This window comes from Actinomadura rayongensis, from assembly GCF_009831215.1.
GTDB classification, from domain to species: domain Bacteria; phylum Actinomycetota; class Actinomycetes; order Streptosporangiales; family Streptosporangiaceae; genus Spirillospora; species Spirillospora rayongensis.
Window position 1 is genome coordinate 612220 of record NZ_WUTW01000001.1, and the last position, 14843, is coordinate 627062.

Sequence of the window (14843 nt, forward strand, 5' to 3'; positions counted from 1 at the left end):
GCCGGGTGTCGTACACCGAGATCGTCCACGAGGTGCGGGACGGGATCGCGACGGTCACGCTGAACCGTCCGGACCGGATGAACGCCTACACCAGCACGATGCGGGCCGAGCTGCTGGACGCGTTCGACCGGATCGACGCCGACGACGCCGTCCGGGCCGTCGTCGTGACCGGCGCGGGCCGGGCGTTCTGCGCGGGCGCCGACCTGGAGGCCGGCGGCGACACGTTCAACCAGGAGCGCTCGCGGGACATGTTCGCGGGCGACGACGTCTTGGACGACGGCACGCCCCGCGACGGCGGCGGCACGGTCGCGCTGCGCATCGCCCGCTGCCTCAAGCCCGTCATCGGCGCGTTCAACGGCGCGGCGGTCGGGGTCGGGGTGACGATGACGCTGCCGATGGACGTCCGGTTCGCCGCCGAGAAGGCCAAGTTCGGGTTCGTGTTCGCGCGGCGCGGGATCGTCACCGAGGCGGCGTCGTCGTGGTTCCTGCCCCGGCTCGTCGGGATCTCCCAGGCGATGGAGTGGGCCGCGACGGGCCGCGTGTTCGGCGCGGACGAGGCGCTGCGCGGCGGGCTCGTCTCGCGCGTCCTGCCGCCGGACGAGCTGCTGCCCGCCGCCTACGAACTCGCCCGGGAGATCGCCGACAACACCTCGGCGGTGTCCGTCGCGGCGATCCGGCGGCTGATGTGGTCGGGCCTGTCGGCGCCGTCGCCGTGGGACGCGCACGCCGCCGACTCGCGCCTCATGGCCGCGCTCGGCTCGGCCGCCGACGCCGCCGAGGGCGTGACGTCCTTCCTGGAGAAGCGCCCGCCGTCGTTCCCGCTGCGGGTCAGCGCCGATCTGCCCGCGGACGTCCCGGACTGGCCCGTCCGCTAGTCCCGAGCGGGCGATTTTCGGGGGTTTTGCGCTTTCCGTACTCCTTCGCGATCTCAACCGGCCCGGCGGGCGGGGATGCGAACACCGAGAGGTTCGACGGAGTGCGGAGGTTCGCGGTGAGGACGAGGGCGAGCGCGGCGGCGGCGCTGCTGACGGTGACGGTCGCGGCCGGGTGCGGCGGCGCCGGGGGGCGGCAGGCCGCCACCCACGGACACGCGCTCGCCGGGGCGCCGCGCGCCCGGTCCGCGCCGCAGGCGCCGCCGCCGCCCCGCGCGATCGACTGCGCCAGGACGGCGTGCGTCGCGCTGACCTTCGACGACGGCCCGGGACCGTACACCGAGACGCTGCTGAACGATCTGCAGGCGGCGGGCGCCCGCGCGACGTTCTTCATGCTCGGCGAGAACGTCGCGTCGTTCCCGCACGCGGTGCGGCGCGCGGCGCTGGCGGGCCACGAGATCGGCAACCACAGCTGGTCGCATCCGCAGCTCACGGGGCTGCCGAGCGCGTCCGTCCGGGCGCAGGTGCAGCGGACGCAGCGCGCGATCGAGCAGGCGTCGGGCGGGGTGACGCCGAAGCTGATGCGTCCGCCGTACGGGGCCGTCGACAAGCGGGTCAGCGGGGACATCGCGATGCCCGAGGTGCTGTGGAGCGTCGACACGCTGGACTGGAAGATCCGCGACACGCGGCGCGTCGAGCGGGCGGCGCTCGGGCAGGCGCACCGGGGGAGCATCGTGCTGATGCACGACATCCACAAGACGACGGTGGCGGCCGTCCCGACCGTCCTCGCGGGGCTCAAGAAGAAGGGGCTGACGCCCGTCACCGTGTCGGAGCTGTTCTCCACCGACAAGCCCATGCAGGCGGGGGTGGCCTACGGGGAGCGGGTTCCGCCCGTCCCGACGCCGTCCGCGCCCGAGCGCGCGGCCGAACCGCGCCGCTGACGGTCAGGACGTCCGGCGGCGCGGCGGCGCGGGCGGGACGACCTTCGCCGCCACCATCGTCGACGCGTCCACCTCGGCCAGTTCGCCGGTGCGCCGGCGGACGCGCAGCGTACCGCCGGACCAGGATTCGAGGACGCCGACCACGTCGCTGTACTCTCCCGTAGGCAGACGGCGGCGCAGCGAGATCCGCTGGCCCACGTCGGCCTCACTGATGGAGACCACCAGCCGTGCGGCGAGATGGCCGGACATGTGACCCCCAGGTCCGATCGACTGCGCGGCGACGGCCATACTATGCACCTGAACAACCGCCGCAGGGTGCGGTGGCGTCGCGGGGAGCGCTCCAGCCAGCCCGCGGACGCCGCTCCGGCCCCTGCGGGAGCGGAGGCCACGCGTGCCATGCGGTGAACCGGGAGAGGAGTCACTGAGGTGACCTACGTCATTGCGCAGCCCTGCGTTGACCTGCTCGACAAGGCATGTATCGAGGAGTGCCCGGTCGACTGCATCTACGAGGGCAACCGACAGCTCTACATCCACCCCGACGAGTGCGTCGACTGCGGTGCGTGCGAGCCGGTGTGCCCGGTGGAGGCCATCTACTACGAGGACGACGTCCCGGAGCAGTGGAAGGACTTCTACAAGGTCAACGTGGAGTTCTTCGACGACCTCGGGTCGCCCGGCGGCGCGTCCAAGGTGGGCAAGATCGACAAGGACCACCCGCTCGTCGCCGCGCTCCCTCCGCAGAGCCAGGAAGACTGACGCCGTCTGTTCCAGTGGCCCCCCGCTCGCCGGGGGGCCACTCTTTTATCGAGGTGAGGTAAGTGCTCGCGCTGCCGGACTTCCCCTGGGACCGCCTGCTGCCCTACCGGGAACGGGCCGCCGCGCATCCCAGCGGCGTCGTGGACCTGTCGGTCGGCACGCCCGTGGACCCCACGCCCGAACCGGTGCGCGCCGCGCTCGCCGCGGCGGCCGACGCGCCCGGCTACCCGCAGACCTACGGGACGCCCCGGCTGCGCGAGGCGGTCGCGGCGTGGCTGCGCGGGACGCACGGGGTGAGCGGGGCCGATCCGGACGCCGTCCTGCCGGTGATCGGCACCAAGGAACTCGTCGCCTGGCTGCCGACGATCCTCGGCTTCGGCGCGGACGACACGGTCGTGTTCCCCGAGCTGGCGTACCCGACGTACGACGTGGGGGCGCGCCTCGCCGGGGCGACGCCGCTCGCGACGGACGGGCTGCTGTCCCTCGGGCCGACGCGTCCCGCGCTCGTGTGGGTGAACTCGCCGTCCAACCCGACCGGGAAGGTGCTGCCCGCCTCGCACCTGCGGAAGGTCGTGTCGTGGGCGCGCGAGCGGGGGACGATCGTCGTCAGCGACGAGTGCTACCTCGACTTCGGGTGGGACCCGGAGCGCCCGCCCGTCTCGATCCTGCACCCGGACGTGTGCGGCGGGACGCACGAGGGGCTGCTCGCCGTCAACTCCCTGTCCAAGCGCTCCAACCTCGCCGGGTACCGCGCCGGATTCGTCACCGGCGACCCGGCGCTGGTCAAGCGGCTGCTGGAGGTCCGCAAGCACGCCGGGATGATCGTCCCCGCGCCGGTGCAGGCCGCGATGGTCGCCGCCTTCTCCGACGAGACGCACGTCGCCGAGCAGCGCGAACGCTACGCTCGCCGCCGGGCGCTCCTGCGCGGGGCGTTCGAGCGGCACGGGTTCCGCGTGGACCACTCCGAGGCGTCGCTGTACCTGTGGGCGACGCGCGGGGAGTCCTGCTGGGACACGGTCGCGCACCTGGCCGACCTCGGCATCGTCGTCGGCCCGGGGGACTTCTACGGTCCGGCGGGCGCCGAGCACGTCCGCATCGCCTTCACGGCGACCGACGAGCGCGTGGAAGCCGGCGTCGCCCGCCTCTGACGGTTTGGGCGGACGGGAATTCGTGCTGGTCACGTCCGGAACCGGACGGATGGGTGCTGCGTCCCATCAGCTCGGGATACCGCTGTTTCGATACGATTCGCGGGTTCTCGGGTGACGGGTCGTTGCTTTCCGGAGGTTCCAGGTGCTCGGTGCGGTCGTCGCGGTGTTGCTCGTGCTCGTTCTCGCGGCGCTCGTCGTGCTGATCGTGGTGTTGCGCCGCCGCGCTCCTTCGGCACCGGCGTCGATCGCGCCGCCGCGTGACCCGTTCGCGGCCGAGGACCAGGCGGGCGGGGATCCGCGGGCGCTGAAGGCCGGGGACATGGTGGAGTACCTCGGCGTCCGGTACTTCGTGCGCGGGTCGCTGCGGCTGAAAGAGGGCGGCTTCACCTGGTCCGAGCACCTGCTGGACGCCGACACCGCCGCCGGCGGCAAGGTCTGGCTCTCCGTCGAGGAGGACCCGGATCTTGAGGTCGTCTGGTGGACCGAGCACGACGCCGAAGGGCTCACGCCCAGCGAGCGGACGCTGACCGTCGACGGCGTCGAGTACCGGCGCGACGAGCACGGCACCGCCGACTACACCACCGAGGGCACGACCGGCGTTCCGGCGCGGGGACGGGTCGAGTACGTCGACTACGAAGGCCCCGGCGGACGCTATCTGTCGTTCGAAAGATACGGCGACGGGTCATGGGAGGCGGGGCTCGGCGAGCGCGTCCCCAACGGTTCGCTCACGATCTACCCCGGCGGCTGAGATGCTCGCCCCCCTCGACACCCCCTACGCCGACACGCGCGCCGACGCGCTGCGGTTCGCGCTCGGGCTCCCGCCGCTGGACGCGCTGGCCGTCCTCGCCGTGCCGTTCGGGGCGCGGACGGTCGAACTGCGGCTGCTCGGTGCGTCCCACCAAGTGATCTGCGGGGACATCAGCGAGACCGTCGCCTGCCTGCCGGACACCGGCGCACCGCTTCCCGGACGGTACGACACCGCGTCCTACGCGTTCACCGCCCGTACCGAACGGCACGCCGACGACGCGGCGTTCGCGCGGGCCGTCGCCGCCGTCCGCGCGGACCTCGACGGCCGCCGCGACGCGCTGACCGGCGCCTTCCCCGGCTCCCCGCACGCCGTGACCGCCCTGCTGGCCGAGCCGTCCGGGCTCGGCTGGCGCACCTGGCACGCCTACCCCCAGACCAGGGAGATCGTCATGACCCGCAGCCGCCTGGCGGTGACCCCATGAGACGCGCGCTCATCGGCGGTTCGCTCATCGCCGGACTCGGCGTGGCCGTCACGCTCATCGCGCTGCTCGCCGGCGGATCGTCGGCGCAGTCGTACATCAAGAGCCACTACAGCCGGATCGGTGTCGGCACGTACCGATCGCCGTACCCGCCGGCCGTGGTCGCGCGGCAGATCGTCAAGAAGAAGAGGCCGTACGACCGCGCGTACGACCCGAGCGGGATCTTCCTGCGGTACCGGTCGGAGATCGTCGGGATCCTGCCGGACGGACGCGGCAGCCGCATCACCGTCGAGGACCCCGATCGCGGATACCGGCACTACCACTCGTACGTCGGCGGACGGTGGGGCGGCTACCACGGCCACATCTCGACCTTCCGCGGCGGCGGCCCGGGGAGCGGCAAGTGAAACTGTTCCGCAGTCCCGGCTTCTGGATCGTCGCGGTCATCGCCGTGATCATCGGGTTCTCCGTCCTGCCCGGCGCGTTCGGCGGGGACGACGGCCTGGAACCGACCGCGCAGGTCTTCCAGCCCGCCGACACGACGCGCCTGATCGGCCGCCTGTCCGCCGCGCAGCAGGCGCAGGGCGTCTGCTACGGCTACGTCGTCGACTCCGACCTGCACGGCAGCTGGGGCACCGGCCTCACCGACCCGCGCGGGCTGAGCCAGGAGGACATGGCGAACCAGGACGTCCAGTACGCGTCCGGCCTCGGCGACCGCACCGACCCGCGGACCGTGCCCGAGCAGTGCCCGCGCTGGGTGGTCATCGTCGCCGAGTACGACTACACGTCCTACGACGAGGAGTGGACGTCGGTGTCGGTGCGCGCCGTCGACAACATCGGGCTGGCGCAGACGCTCCCGAACGGCGTCCTCGCCGACCTCGGCCTCACCGGCAAGGACCTGGTCGCGCCGGACGGCATCGCGCGGCTCGCCGACGTCGTCACCTCGGCGCCGCTGCTGACGGCGCAGGCCGGCCTCGCGCCCGCCGTCCCGCCGGCCTCCGGCACGGGCGGCACGCCCACCGGGGACCACATCTCCGACGCGAGCGACGCCGGACGGTACGTCCCCGTCGTCCTCGGGGTCATCCTCGCCGTCGCCGGTCTCACCTGGATCGTCGTCGCAGCCTTCCGGAGCAGGAGGAACGCCACATGAACAGCGTCGTCCACGAGAGCGGGGCGGCCCTCGCCTACGGAGCCGTCGGCATCGCGCTGATGGCGCTCGGTTATCTCGTCGTGGAGGTCACCACGCCGGGCAGACTGGGCGACCAGATCTGGCTGGAGCGCAACCGGGGCGCCGCGCTGATCCTCGCGGCCAAGCTCCTCGGCGTCGGGACGATCGTCGCGACCGCCATCGTCACCAGCGACGACGGGCTCGCGCAGGGGCTGCTCGACACGAGCGTGTTCGGCGTCCTCGGCATCGTCCTGACGGTCGTCGCGTTCTACCTGCTCGACCTGCTGACGCCCGGCAAGCTCGGCGCGACGATCGTCGCGTCGGACGTCCTGCACCCGGCCTGCTGGGTCGTGGCGGCGGCCGACCTCGCCACGGCGGGAATCGTCGCCGCCGCGATCTCCTAGTGGAGACCCCCGCGACGGCTGCGACGGACGGCGCAGAGCGCGGCCCGGCGAGCGGTGCGGGCGCAGGCCCGGCGGGCGGTGCGGGTGCCGGCCCGGCGGACCGAGCCGGAGGCGACGCCTCGGGCGGTGCGGGAGGCGACGCTTCGGGCGGTGCGGTGGACCGTGCGGGAGGCGACGCCTCGGGTGGTGCGGTGCGCGACGTGAGCGGCGACCGTGCGGGGTTGCGGGTGCCTGCTCGCGTCGCGCGGACGCTCGTCCTCGCGGCCGTTTTCGCGTGCGCGGCGTGCGGGCTCGTCTATGAGCTGGCGCTCGTCGCGCTCGGGAGCTATCTGGTCGGGAACTCGGTCACGCAGGCGTCGATCGTCCTGTCGGTGATGGTGTTCGCGATGGGGATCGGGTCGCTGACCGCCAAGCCGCTCCAGAAGCACCCGGTCGTTGCATTTGCAGTCGTCGAAGGCGCGCTCGCACTCGTCGGTGGGCTGTCGGTGCTCATGCTCTACGCCGCGTTCTCGTGGCTGGACGTGTACGTGCCGGTGCTTGTCCTCATCGCGTTCGCGGTCGGGGCGCTGATCGGCGCGGAGATCCCGCTGCTCATGACGCTGCTGCAGCGCATCCGGCGGCAGGACGCGGGCAGCGCCGTCGCGGACCTGTTCGCCGCCGACTATGTGGGCGCGCTCGTCGGCGGGCTCGCCTTCCCGTTCCTGTTGCTTCCGCACTTCGGGCACATCAAGGGCGCGCTGCTCGTCGGCGGGGTGAACGCGGTCGCCGGGATCGCGGTCGTGCTGTGGCTGTTCCGGGGCCAGGTCGCACGGGCGGCGCGCGCCGGGCTGTGGGCGGGGATGGCGCTCGTCCTCGCCGTCCTCGGCGCGACGTACGCGCTGGCCGGACGGTTCGAGGAGTCGTCCCGGCAGGCCCTCTACGACGCGCCGATCGCGTTCGACCGGCAGACGCCGTACCAGGAGATCACCATCACGCGGGCGCTGTCGCTGGCGGGACGTCCGGACGTCCGGCTGTTCCTGAACGGCGACCTGCAGTTCTCCTCGGTGGACGAGTACCGGTACCACGAGGCGCTCGTCCATCCAGCGCTCGCCGGGCCGCGCGGGCGCGTGCTCATCCTCGGCGGCGGGGACGGGCTGGCGATGCGCGAGGTGCTGAAGTACCCGGACGTCCGGTCGGCGACGCTCGTCGAACTGGACCCGGAGATGCTGCGCCTGGCCCGCACGTATCCGGATCTGGTCGCATTGAACCACCATGCATTCGCCGATCCGCGTGTGCATCTGGTGACGGCCGACGCGTTCTCGTGGCTGCGCGGCCTCCGGCAGCAGTTCGACACCGTCATCGTGGACATGCCGGACCCGGACGAGGTGGCGACCGCCAAGCTCTACTCGCTGGAGTTCTACGGCCTCGTCCGGCGGACGCTCGCGCCGGGCGCGCGGATGGTCGTCCAGTCGGGCAGCCCGTACTTCGCGCCGAAGTCGTTCTGGAGCATCCAGAAGACGATCGCGGCGGCGGGGTTCGCGACGACGCCGTACCACGTGGACGTCCCGTCGTTCGGCGACTGGGGCTACGTCCTCGCCGCGCCCGGGACGGAGCCGCCGGCGCTGCGGCTGGACCCGCGCGTCGCGTCCGGCCTGCGCTACCTGGACGGCTCGGTGCTCGCGGCGGCGACGGTGTTCGGCAAGGACGTCCGGCGCCGCGACGTCGAGATCAACACGCTCGACCACCCCCGCCTCGTCGGCTACGAGGACCAGGAGTGGAAGAACGCCTAGTCGTTCGGGACGGTGCGCCGGATCGCGTCGTCCACCGCCCGCTGGAACGACGTCACCAGTGACTGGATCAACAGCGGTTTGAGCCGCGCCGACAGTTCCAGCAGCCGCTCCCGTTCCTCAGGGGGACGACCCCGCTCCCGGTACGGGCGAACGACGGTCTCCTGAAAGACGCCCTGCAGTTCGTCCGCCAGCGCGGCCGTGTAGCGCTCCAGGACGCGGTGGGCCGCGACGAGCGTGTCCAGCGGCATCGGCAGGTCCGCCAGCTCCGCGCCGACGCCGAGCAGGGCGGGGTTCGCGACGCGGACCCGGTCGCCGTCCGGCGCGTCGACGACGCCGAGCGCGGCGAGCCTGCGCAGCGCGTCGTCGTCCAGATGGCGCCCGGCGCGGCGGTCCAGCTCGTGGCGGTCCATCTCCTCGGGCCGCTCGGGCGCCCAGGGGGACAGCAGCGCGCGCTGCAGCGCGACGTCCTCGGGCGGCGCGTCGGCGGGGATCCGCGCGACGTGCTTCTCGATCGCCGCGAGCGTCAGCCCGAGCGCCTGCAGTTCCCGGACGAGTTCGAGCCGCGCGAGGTGCTCGGGGCCGTAGAGCCCGGTGCGTCCGCGCAGCTTCGGCGGCGGCAGCAGGCCCCGGCCCGCGTAGAACCGGACGGTCCGGACGCTGACCCCGGCGCGGGACGCCAGCTCGTCGATCGTGAGATCGGCCATGTCGCTCCCCGGGGCTCGTCTATGTGACAGTCCTAGTGTTACATTCATTCTGTATCAGCGCATGCTTACACCCTGGGAGGGGCGCCGCGATGGCACGCGAGATCTTCACCGCCGAGCACGAGGCCTTCCGCGACGTGGTGCGGTCCTTCATCGAGAAGGAGATCGCCCCTTACCACGGGCAGTGGGAGAAGGACGGGATCGTTTCCCGCGACGTGTGGCGCGCGGCCGGCCGGCAGGGGCTTCTCGGCATCGACATGCCCGAGGAGTACGGGGGCGGCGGGAACACCGACTACCGGTATTACGTGGTGCTGAACGAGGAACTGGCCAAGGCCGGGATCCACGGGCCGGGATTCTCCGTCCACAACGACATCAACGGCGGTTACCTGCGCTCGCTCGCGACGGACGAGCAGAAGGCGCGCTGGCTGCCCGGCTACTGCTCCGGCGAAATCATCACCGGCATTGCGATGACCGAGCCGTCCGCCGGTTCGGACCTCCAGGGCATCAAGTCGACGGCGATCCGGGACGGCGACCACTATGTTCTGAACGGCTCCAAGACGTTCATCTCCAACGGCATTCTGGCCGACCTCGTCATCGTCGTCGCGAAGACCGACCCGTCCGCCGGCGCGCACGGCGTGAGCCTTCTCGTGGTCGAGCGCGGAATGGACGGCTTCACGCGCGGACGCAACCTCGACAAGATCGGCATGCACGCCCAGGACACCGCCGAACTGTTCTTCGACAACGTCCGCGTCCCGGCGAACAACCTGCTCGGCGAAGAGGGCCAGGGCTTCGTCTACCTCATGCAGAACCTGGCCCGCGAGCGCCTGTCCATCGGCGTGACCGCCCAGGCCGCCGCCGAGGCCGCCTTCGAGCAGACCCTCGAATACTGCAGGACGCGCGAGGCGTTCGGCCGTCCGATCGGCAAGTTCCAGCACAACCGTTTCACGCTCGCGGAGATGAAGACCGAGATCACGGTCACCCGCGCCTTCACCGACCAGTGCGTCACCAAGGAAGGGCGCGGCGAACTCTCCATCGAAGAGGCCGCGATGCTGAAGTACTGGAGCACCGAACTCGTCAAGAACGTCGTGGACCGCTGCCTCCAGCTCCACGGCGGCTACGGCTACATGACCGAGTACCCGATCGCCCGCGCCTACCAGGACGTCCGCATCCAGACCATCTTCGGCGGCACGACCGAGATCATGAAGGAGATCATCGGCCGCGGCCTCGGCATCTAGCCGGCGCGTACGGGGGTCAGTCGAACATCAGCGAGGTCAGCTCGCGCCGCCGCGCCCGGCAGCGTCTCGGCGCCGAGCAGGCGCCGCTGGTAGTTCATGCTTCGGTAGACATGGTTGCGCAGCGTCGGATAGTTCGGGCCGAGGACGGCGCGGTGCGCGTCCAGGACGGTCTCGATGATCGGGTGGCTGGTCTGGACGTTCATCGGAGCTTTTCGAGCCAGGGGATGATCTGGTCGGCCGGGCCGGTCCGGCGGTTCAGCGGGTTGAGCCGCAACGGCACGCGCATCCCGAGTCGCCACGCCACCGCCGCGCGCGAGCGCGGACGGACGGCGGCCTCGTGGCGGAAGCGGCGTCCGAAGTCGTCCGCGAAGCCGTCGCGCGGATGGCGGGCGATGACCTCGCGCAGGCGCGTCCGCGGGATCTGGACGGCGCGGGTGCCCGCGACGTCCAGGTGCGCGGCGGCGTGCAGCAGGTGCGCTTCGGGACCCTCGCGCAATGACACTCGTGGATTCATGTGCAGGGTGATCGCTTCGGCGACGGTTGCTGCGAAGTCGTCCGGCAGACCCCAGTCGTGCAGGCGTTGTTGCGCGAGGTGGGCGCCGTGGACGGCGAAGCAGGAAGCGGGGACGTCCGGTCCGCCGAGGGCGATGTCGTGGAGCAGGCACGCGGCGTACAGCAGTTCGGGGTCGTAGCGGACGCCGTCGATACGCGCGAACGTGTCCGCCCAGTACCAGCACCGTTGGCAGTGGCCGAGCAGGGCGGGGGAGTACGCCTCCGTGGCCAGGGCGAGGATGTCGCGGGCGAGCCTGCTGTCGGGCGGCTCGGCCGGCGCGGCGAGGTCCGCGCGCGGCGGGCGGCGGAACCGGGTGAGCAGGTCACCGGCCTGGACGCGCAGGGTGCCCGCCGAGAACCGGGCGCTCGCGGCGAGGTTCAGGGCGCCGTCGTCGTTCATGCGCTCTCTTCCCGCAGGATCTCGTGCGCGGCGCGCCGTCCGGACTCGACGGCGCCGTCGATGTAGCCGGTCCAGCGGGTCGCGGTCTCGGTGCCCGCCCAGTGCAGCGGGCCGATCGGGGCGCGCAGGGCCGGGCCGAAGCGCGTCAGCGTGGACGGGGCGGTGAACGCGCCGTAGCAGCCCCGCGAGTATTCCTCGTCCGCCCAGTCGTGCTCGATGAACGCGACGGGATCGGCCGCGCGGGGGCCGAAGTAGGCGGCGAGGTCGGCGAGGACGAGCCGGCGTCGGTCCCGCGGGGACAGCCGGGACGCGGTGTCGGCGTGCCGTCCCTCCAGGAAGGCCACGAGCACGCCGGGCGTCCCGCCGGGCGGCGAGTTGTCGAAGACCGTCCCGACGGCGCGGCGGTCGCCGTTCGCCTGGCCGCTGAGCCCGTCGCCGCGCCAGAACGGCTCGGCGTAGACCACGTTGACCTTGACGACGCGGCCCATCGGCATCCGCTGCGTGAGCTGGTCGCGGTCGCCGGGCAGGCCGGGCGCGTAGCGGATGCGCCCGGCGAGCGGAGGCGGGACGGCGATGACCGCCCGGCGGGCCGCGACGCCGTCCACGCGCACGGCGTCGTCCGTCCAGGCGATCTCGGTGACCGGGCGGCCGAGCCGGACGCGGTCGCCCAGCTCGGCGGCCAGCGCGTCGGCGATGCGCTGCGACCCGCCGACGATCCGGTCCTGCTGGGCGCCGCCGCGCGTCTCGATCAGGGCGTCCAGCCCGCCGGCGGCGGCGAGGTAGTGGCAGGCCCAGAGCGCGGACAGGTCCGCCGGCTCGGCGGCGAACACGGACTGGACGACCAGCGTCAGGAACGCCCGCGCGGAGCGGGTCGCGGTGTTGCGGCGCATCCAGGTGGCGAACGTCTGCTCGTCCAGGCGCCGCGCGCGGCGGGCGGCCCAGGGCGCGCCGGTCGGGACGGTCGCGGCGAGCCGGTCGAGGCGGAACTGCGCCTGCGCGATGTCGGCCAGGGCCGGTGGGCTCAGCCTCGGTACGCGGCCCGTGTAGGTGGCGCGGCGGCCTGCGAACTCGACGATGTGACTGCCGTCCATATGCGTCGGGTGGGTCGTCAGGCCGAGTTCCCGGAGCAGGGCGTGGACCTGTCGTTGCGTAGGCCCGACCCACTGGCCGCCGACCTCGATCGGTTGGCCGTCCGGGAGTTCGGCGTTGAAGAGACGGCCGCCGACCCGGGGGCGGGCTTCGAGGACGACGACGTCCCGCCCCGCCCGCGCGAGGACGCGCGCGGCCACGAGGCCCGCGACCCCCGCGCCCACGATCACGACGTCCACCGGCCACCTCCTACAGGTCGAATCTCACATACACGTTGAATGTGATATCCCTGTCGTATGGACGCCGTCAAGCCCCGCCGCGAGCTGTACGCCGAGGCCACCCGGCGCACGCTGGTCGAAACCGGCCGCCAGAGATTCCTGGAGCGCGGCTATCTCGCCGTCTCCGCCGAAGACCTCGTGCGCGGCACGGGCCTGAGCCGGGGCGCGCTCTACCACCACTTCGACGGCAAGGAAGGCCTGTTCCGCGAGGTCTTCGAGGAGCAGGAAGAACGGGCCGCGCGCCGCGTCGCCGCCGCGATGGCGGGCGCGGACGACCCGTGGGAGCAGGCCGTCGCCGGCGTCGAGGCGTTCCTGGACGTGTGCGCAGAGCGCGAATACCGGGAGATCGTCCTGCTCCAGGGACCGATCGCGCTCGGGTGGGAGCGGTGGCGCGAGATCGACCAGCGGCATCTGGGCGAACCGCTGACCGTCGGGCTCCAGGCGCTCATCGACGCCGGGCTCCTCCAGGACCATCCGGCCGACCTGCTCGCCGCCGCCGTCTACGGCAGCCTGACCGAGATCTCGCTGCGCATCGCGGACGCCGCCGACCCCGCCGCCGCGCGCGCCCGGGCCGGACGGCTCGTGCGCGCCATGCTCGAAGGAATCGCCGTCCGCCCGCCCGGCTAGCCGGCCCTCGCACCTTGACGCGAGGCATGCGGCACGCCTACGACATTCAGGCCGTATGTGACATGCATGGTGTACGGAGGTCAGAAATGGCAGAAGTGCGGCTGCCGCAGGGGATCGTCCGGTATCGCGAGCACGGCCCCGCCGAAGGGCAGGTGCTCGTGTTCACTCACGCGTTCCTGCTCAACGGCGACACATGGCGGAACGTCGTGCCGGAATTGGCGCGGACGTACCGATGCATCACCCCGGACTGGCCGATGGGCGCCCATTCCGTGCCGTTGGATCCGTCCGCCGATCTGTCGCCGTCCGGGCTGGTGCGCCTGCTCGCCGATTTCCTGGACGCACTGAGCCTCGAACGCGTGACGCTGATCGGCAACGACTCGGCCATCGCGCTCGTGCAGTGCGCCGCCGTCCTGCACCCGGAGCGGATCGAACGGATCGTTCTGACGCCGTACGAAGCGCTCGACTCCTATCCGCCACCGCCCTTCCGCCTGCTCAGAACCGCGGTGAAGCTGCCCGGAGCAGTTTGGCTGGGAATGCAGGCCCTCCGGATCCCCGGCGCGACGCGTCTACCGATCACCTTCGGCAACTACACCAAGCGACCGATCGAGCCCGCGGCGATGCGCTCGTATCTGGCCCCCGCGCGACGATCCCGGGCGATCCGCCGCGACATCCGGAAATGGCTGCTGTCCCTGGATCCCGGCTGGACGCAGCGGACCGTCCGGCGCCTTCCCGAATTCACCGGCCCCGCCCTCGTCGTCTGGGCCGCCGACGACCCGCTGCTCCCCGCGCCGCGCCGCCGCCTTCTCCCCGGCGCCCGCCACATCAGGGTCCCCGACAGCTACGCGGGCATTCCCGAAGACCGGCCCGTCCTTCTCGCGGAAGCCATCGCCCGCTTCCTGAGGAAGACGTGACGGCTACGCTGCGGGGCATGGGGAGTTCTGGGGCGGGGACGATCGGGCTCATCGGCGGGATGAGCTGGGAGTCGTCGGCGGAGTATTACCGGTTGCTCAATGTGGAGACGCGGCGGCGGTTCGGCGGGTATCACTGTGCGCGCAGTCTGATGCTGACCGTGGATTTCGCCGAGATCGAGGCCATGCAGCGGGCGGACGACTGGGACGCCGCCGGGCGGCTGCTCGCGGACGCGGCGCGGCGGCTCGAAGCGGGCGGCGCCGATGTGATCCTGCTCTGCACCAACACCATGCACATCGTCGCCGAGCAGATTCAGGCGGCTGTGTCGGTGCCGTTCCTGCACATTCTCGACGCGGTCGGGGCGGGGGTGCGGGCGGCGGGGGTGCGGCGGGTCGGGCTGCTCGGCACGAAGTACACGATGAACGCCGCGTTCTACCGGGAGAAGCTGGCGCGCGACTTCGGGATCGAGGTCGTCGTCCCGGACGAGAAGGGCCGCCGCGACGTCCACGACGTCATCTACGACGAACTGACGCAGGGGCGCGTCGAGGACGCGTCGCGGGATCGGTACGTCGAGGTCGTCGGGGAACTGGCCGCGCGGGGCGCCGAAGGGGTCGTGCTCGGCTGCACCGAGATCACCCTGCTGTTCGCCGGGCACGAGGACGCGTCGCCGCTGCCGCTGTTCGACTCGACGGCCCTGCACGTCCGCCGCGCGCTGGACCTCGTCGCGTCCCGTCCGGAGGCCGCGGCGACGTGACGCCGCCCGCGGCCGGTCCA

The 14843-nt window shown here is 72.3% G+C and carries 19 protein-coding genes; 14 read left to right on the plus strand and 5 right to left on the minus strand.

Features of this window, described 5'->3' with window-relative positions:
* Positions 1–5 precede the first annotated feature (5 nt).
* Complete coding sequence (locus GQ466_RS02970; protein ID WP_103564075.1) at positions 6–875, plus strand: crotonase/enoyl-CoA hydratase family protein; 870 nt, start codon at positions 6–8, stop codon at positions 873–875.
* Positions 876–991: 116 nt separating this feature from the next.
* The gene (locus GQ466_RS02975) at positions 992–1813 is read left to right on the plus strand and encodes a polysaccharide deacetylase family protein (protein ID WP_161101206.1); all 822 of its coding nucleotides are present in this window, start codon (positions 992–994) and stop codon (positions 1811–1813) included.
* Between the two features lie 3 nt (positions 1814–1816).
* On the opposite strand, the gene GQ466_RS02980 is transcribed toward GQ466_RS02975, so the two are convergent.
* The gene (locus GQ466_RS02980; RefSeq protein WP_161101207.1) at positions 1817–2062 is read right to left on the minus strand and encodes a putative acetyltransferase; all 246 of its coding nucleotides are present in this window, start codon (positions 2060–2062) and stop codon (positions 1817–1819) included.
* Between the two features lie 177 nt (positions 2063–2239).
* Between GQ466_RS02980 and fdxA the strand changes: the two genes are divergently transcribed.
* From fdxA to GQ466_RS03020, 8 genes are all read left to right on the plus strand, one after another.
* A complete protein-coding gene (fdxA, locus tag GQ466_RS02985; protein ID WP_161101208.1) occupies positions 2240–2566 on the plus strand; it encodes a ferredoxin in 327 nt (108 codons plus the stop codon).
* Between the two features lie 62 nt (positions 2567–2628).
* Positions 2629–3714 (plus strand): succinyldiaminopimelate transaminase, encoded by a 1086-nt coding sequence (dapC, locus tag GQ466_RS02990; protein ID WP_161101209.1) that lies wholly within the window; start codon positions 2629–2631, stop codon positions 3712–3714.
* Between the two features lie 142 nt (positions 3715–3856).
* Positions 3857–4462 carry a DUF4178 domain-containing protein gene (locus tag GQ466_RS02995; RefSeq protein ID WP_161101210.1) on the plus strand — a complete coding sequence of 202 codons (606 nt, stop codon included), beginning with the start codon at positions 3857–3859 and terminating at the stop codon, positions 4460–4462.
* Position 4463: 1 nt separating this feature from the next.
* Entirely contained in the window at positions 4464–4943 is a 480-nt protein-coding gene (locus tag GQ466_RS03000) for a DUF2617 family protein (protein WP_161101211.1), read from the plus strand.
* Positions 4940–5344 (plus strand): DUF4247 domain-containing protein, encoded by a 405-nt coding sequence (locus GQ466_RS03005; protein ID WP_161101212.1) that lies wholly within the window; start codon positions 4940–4942, stop codon positions 5342–5344. Before GQ466_RS03000 ends, GQ466_RS03005 begins: the two co-directional genes overlap by 4 nt.
* Positions 5341–6087 (plus strand): hypothetical protein, encoded by a 747-nt coding sequence (locus GQ466_RS03010; protein ID WP_161101213.1) that lies wholly within the window; start codon positions 5341–5343, stop codon positions 6085–6087. The genes GQ466_RS03005 and GQ466_RS03010 overlap by 4 nt, the downstream gene beginning before the upstream one ends.
* A complete protein-coding gene (locus GQ466_RS03015; RefSeq protein ID WP_161101214.1) occupies positions 6084–6509 on the plus strand; it encodes a DUF350 domain-containing protein in 426 nt (141 codons plus the stop codon). Before GQ466_RS03010 ends, GQ466_RS03015 begins: the two co-directional genes overlap by 4 nt.
* 200 nt (positions 6510–6709) lie before the next feature.
* Positions 6710–8278 carry a polyamine aminopropyltransferase gene (locus tag GQ466_RS03020; RefSeq protein WP_337193294.1) on the plus strand — a complete coding sequence of 523 codons (1569 nt, stop codon included), beginning with the start codon at positions 6710–6712 and terminating at the stop codon, positions 8276–8278.
* Here GQ466_RS03020 and GQ466_RS03025 read toward each other — a convergent pair.
* On the minus strand, positions 8275–8982 hold the full coding sequence (locus tag GQ466_RS03025) for a MerR family transcriptional regulator (protein WP_161101216.1): 708 nt from the start codon (positions 8980–8982) through the stop codon (positions 8275–8277). The two genes, GQ466_RS03020 and GQ466_RS03025, sit on opposite strands and share 4 nt — an antisense overlap.
* Before the next feature lie 89 nt (positions 8983–9071).
* On the opposite strand from GQ466_RS03025, the gene GQ466_RS03030 reads away from it, so the two are divergent.
* Positions 9072–10214 (plus strand): acyl-CoA dehydrogenase family protein, encoded by a 1143-nt coding sequence (locus GQ466_RS03030; RefSeq protein ID WP_161101217.1) that lies wholly within the window; start codon positions 9072–9074, stop codon positions 10212–10214.
* Here GQ466_RS03030 and GQ466_RS03035 read toward each other — a convergent pair.
* The 3 genes from GQ466_RS03035 to GQ466_RS03045 are packed head-to-tail and all read right to left on the minus strand — an operon-like array spanning position 10211 to position 12494.
* Entirely contained in the window at positions 10211–10417 is a 207-nt protein-coding gene (locus GQ466_RS03035) for a hypothetical protein (protein ID WP_161101218.1), read from the minus strand. The two genes, GQ466_RS03030 and GQ466_RS03035, sit on opposite strands and share 4 nt — an antisense overlap.
* Complete coding sequence (locus GQ466_RS03040; protein ID WP_161101219.1) at positions 10414–11166, minus strand: HD domain-containing protein; 753 nt, start codon at positions 11164–11166, stop codon at positions 10414–10416. Before GQ466_RS03040 ends, GQ466_RS03035 begins: the two co-directional genes overlap by 4 nt.
* Positions 11163–12494, minus strand: coding sequence for a flavin monoamine oxidase family protein (locus tag GQ466_RS03045; RefSeq protein ID WP_337193295.1), 1332 nt, complete (start codon positions 12492–12494; stop codon positions 11163–11165). The genes GQ466_RS03040 and GQ466_RS03045 overlap by 4 nt, the downstream gene beginning before the upstream one ends.
* 57 nt (positions 12495–12551) lie before the next feature.
* Between GQ466_RS03045 and GQ466_RS03050 the strand changes: the two genes are divergently transcribed.
* The 3 genes from GQ466_RS03050 to GQ466_RS03060 all read left to right on the plus strand — a co-directional run bounded on the left by GQ466_RS03050 (position 12552) and on the right by GQ466_RS03060 (position 14823).
* On the plus strand, positions 12552–13160 hold the full coding sequence (locus GQ466_RS03050) for a TetR/AcrR family transcriptional regulator (RefSeq protein ID WP_161101220.1): 609 nt from the start codon (positions 12552–12554) through the stop codon (positions 13158–13160).
* 86 nt (positions 13161–13246) lie between these two features.
* A complete protein-coding gene (locus GQ466_RS03055; RefSeq protein ID WP_161101221.1) occupies positions 13247–14071 on the plus strand; it encodes an alpha/beta fold hydrolase in 825 nt (274 codons plus the stop codon).
* Between the two features lie 17 nt (positions 14072–14088).
* Positions 14089–14823, plus strand: coding sequence for an aspartate/glutamate racemase family protein (locus GQ466_RS03060; protein WP_161101222.1), 735 nt, complete (start codon positions 14089–14091; stop codon positions 14821–14823).
* Positions 14824–14843: the final 20 nt, after the last annotated feature.

Excerpts from the sequence above, each read along its gene's own strand:
- GQ466_RS03040 (WP_161101219.1), bottom strand. The coding sequence starts at position 11,166 with ATGAACGACGACGGCGCCCTGAACCTCGCCGCGAGCGCCCGGTTCTCG.
- GQ466_RS03030 (WP_161101217.1), top strand. The coding sequence starts at position 9,072 with ATGGCACGCGAGATCTTCACCGCCGAGCACGAGGCCTTCCGCGACGTG.
- GQ466_RS03000 (WP_161101211.1), top strand. The coding sequence starts at position 4,464 with ATGCTCGCCCCCCTCGACACCCCCTACGCCGACACGCGCGCCGACGCG.
- GQ466_RS03035 (WP_161101218.1), bottom strand. The coding sequence starts at position 10,417 with ATGAACGTCCAGACCAGCCACCCGATCATCGAGACCGTCCTGGACGCG.
- GQ466_RS03015 (WP_161101214.1), top strand. The coding sequence starts at position 6,084 with ATGAACAGCGTCGTCCACGAGAGCGGGGCGGCCCTCGCCTACGGAGCC.
- GQ466_RS03060 (WP_161101222.1), top strand. The coding sequence starts at position 14,089 with ATGGGGAGTTCTGGGGCGGGGACGATCGGGCTCATCGGCGGGATGAGC.
- GQ466_RS03055 (WP_161101221.1), top strand. The coding sequence starts at position 13,247 with ATGGCAGAAGTGCGGCTGCCGCAGGGGATCGTCCGGTATCGCGAGCAC.
- GQ466_RS02980 (WP_161101207.1), bottom strand. The coding sequence starts at position 2,062 with ATGTCCGGCCATCTCGCCGCACGGCTGGTGGTCTCCATCAGTGAGGCC.
- GQ466_RS03025 (WP_161101216.1), bottom strand. The coding sequence starts at position 8,982 with ATGGCCGATCTCACGATCGACGAGCTGGCGTCCCGCGCCGGGGTCAGC.
- GQ466_RS03050 (WP_161101220.1), top strand. The coding sequence starts at position 12,552 with ATGGACGCCGTCAAGCCCCGCCGCGAGCTGTACGCCGAGGCCACCCGG.
- GQ466_RS03005 (WP_161101212.1), top strand. The coding sequence starts at position 4,940 with ATGAGACGCGCGCTCATCGGCGGTTCGCTCATCGCCGGACTCGGCGTG.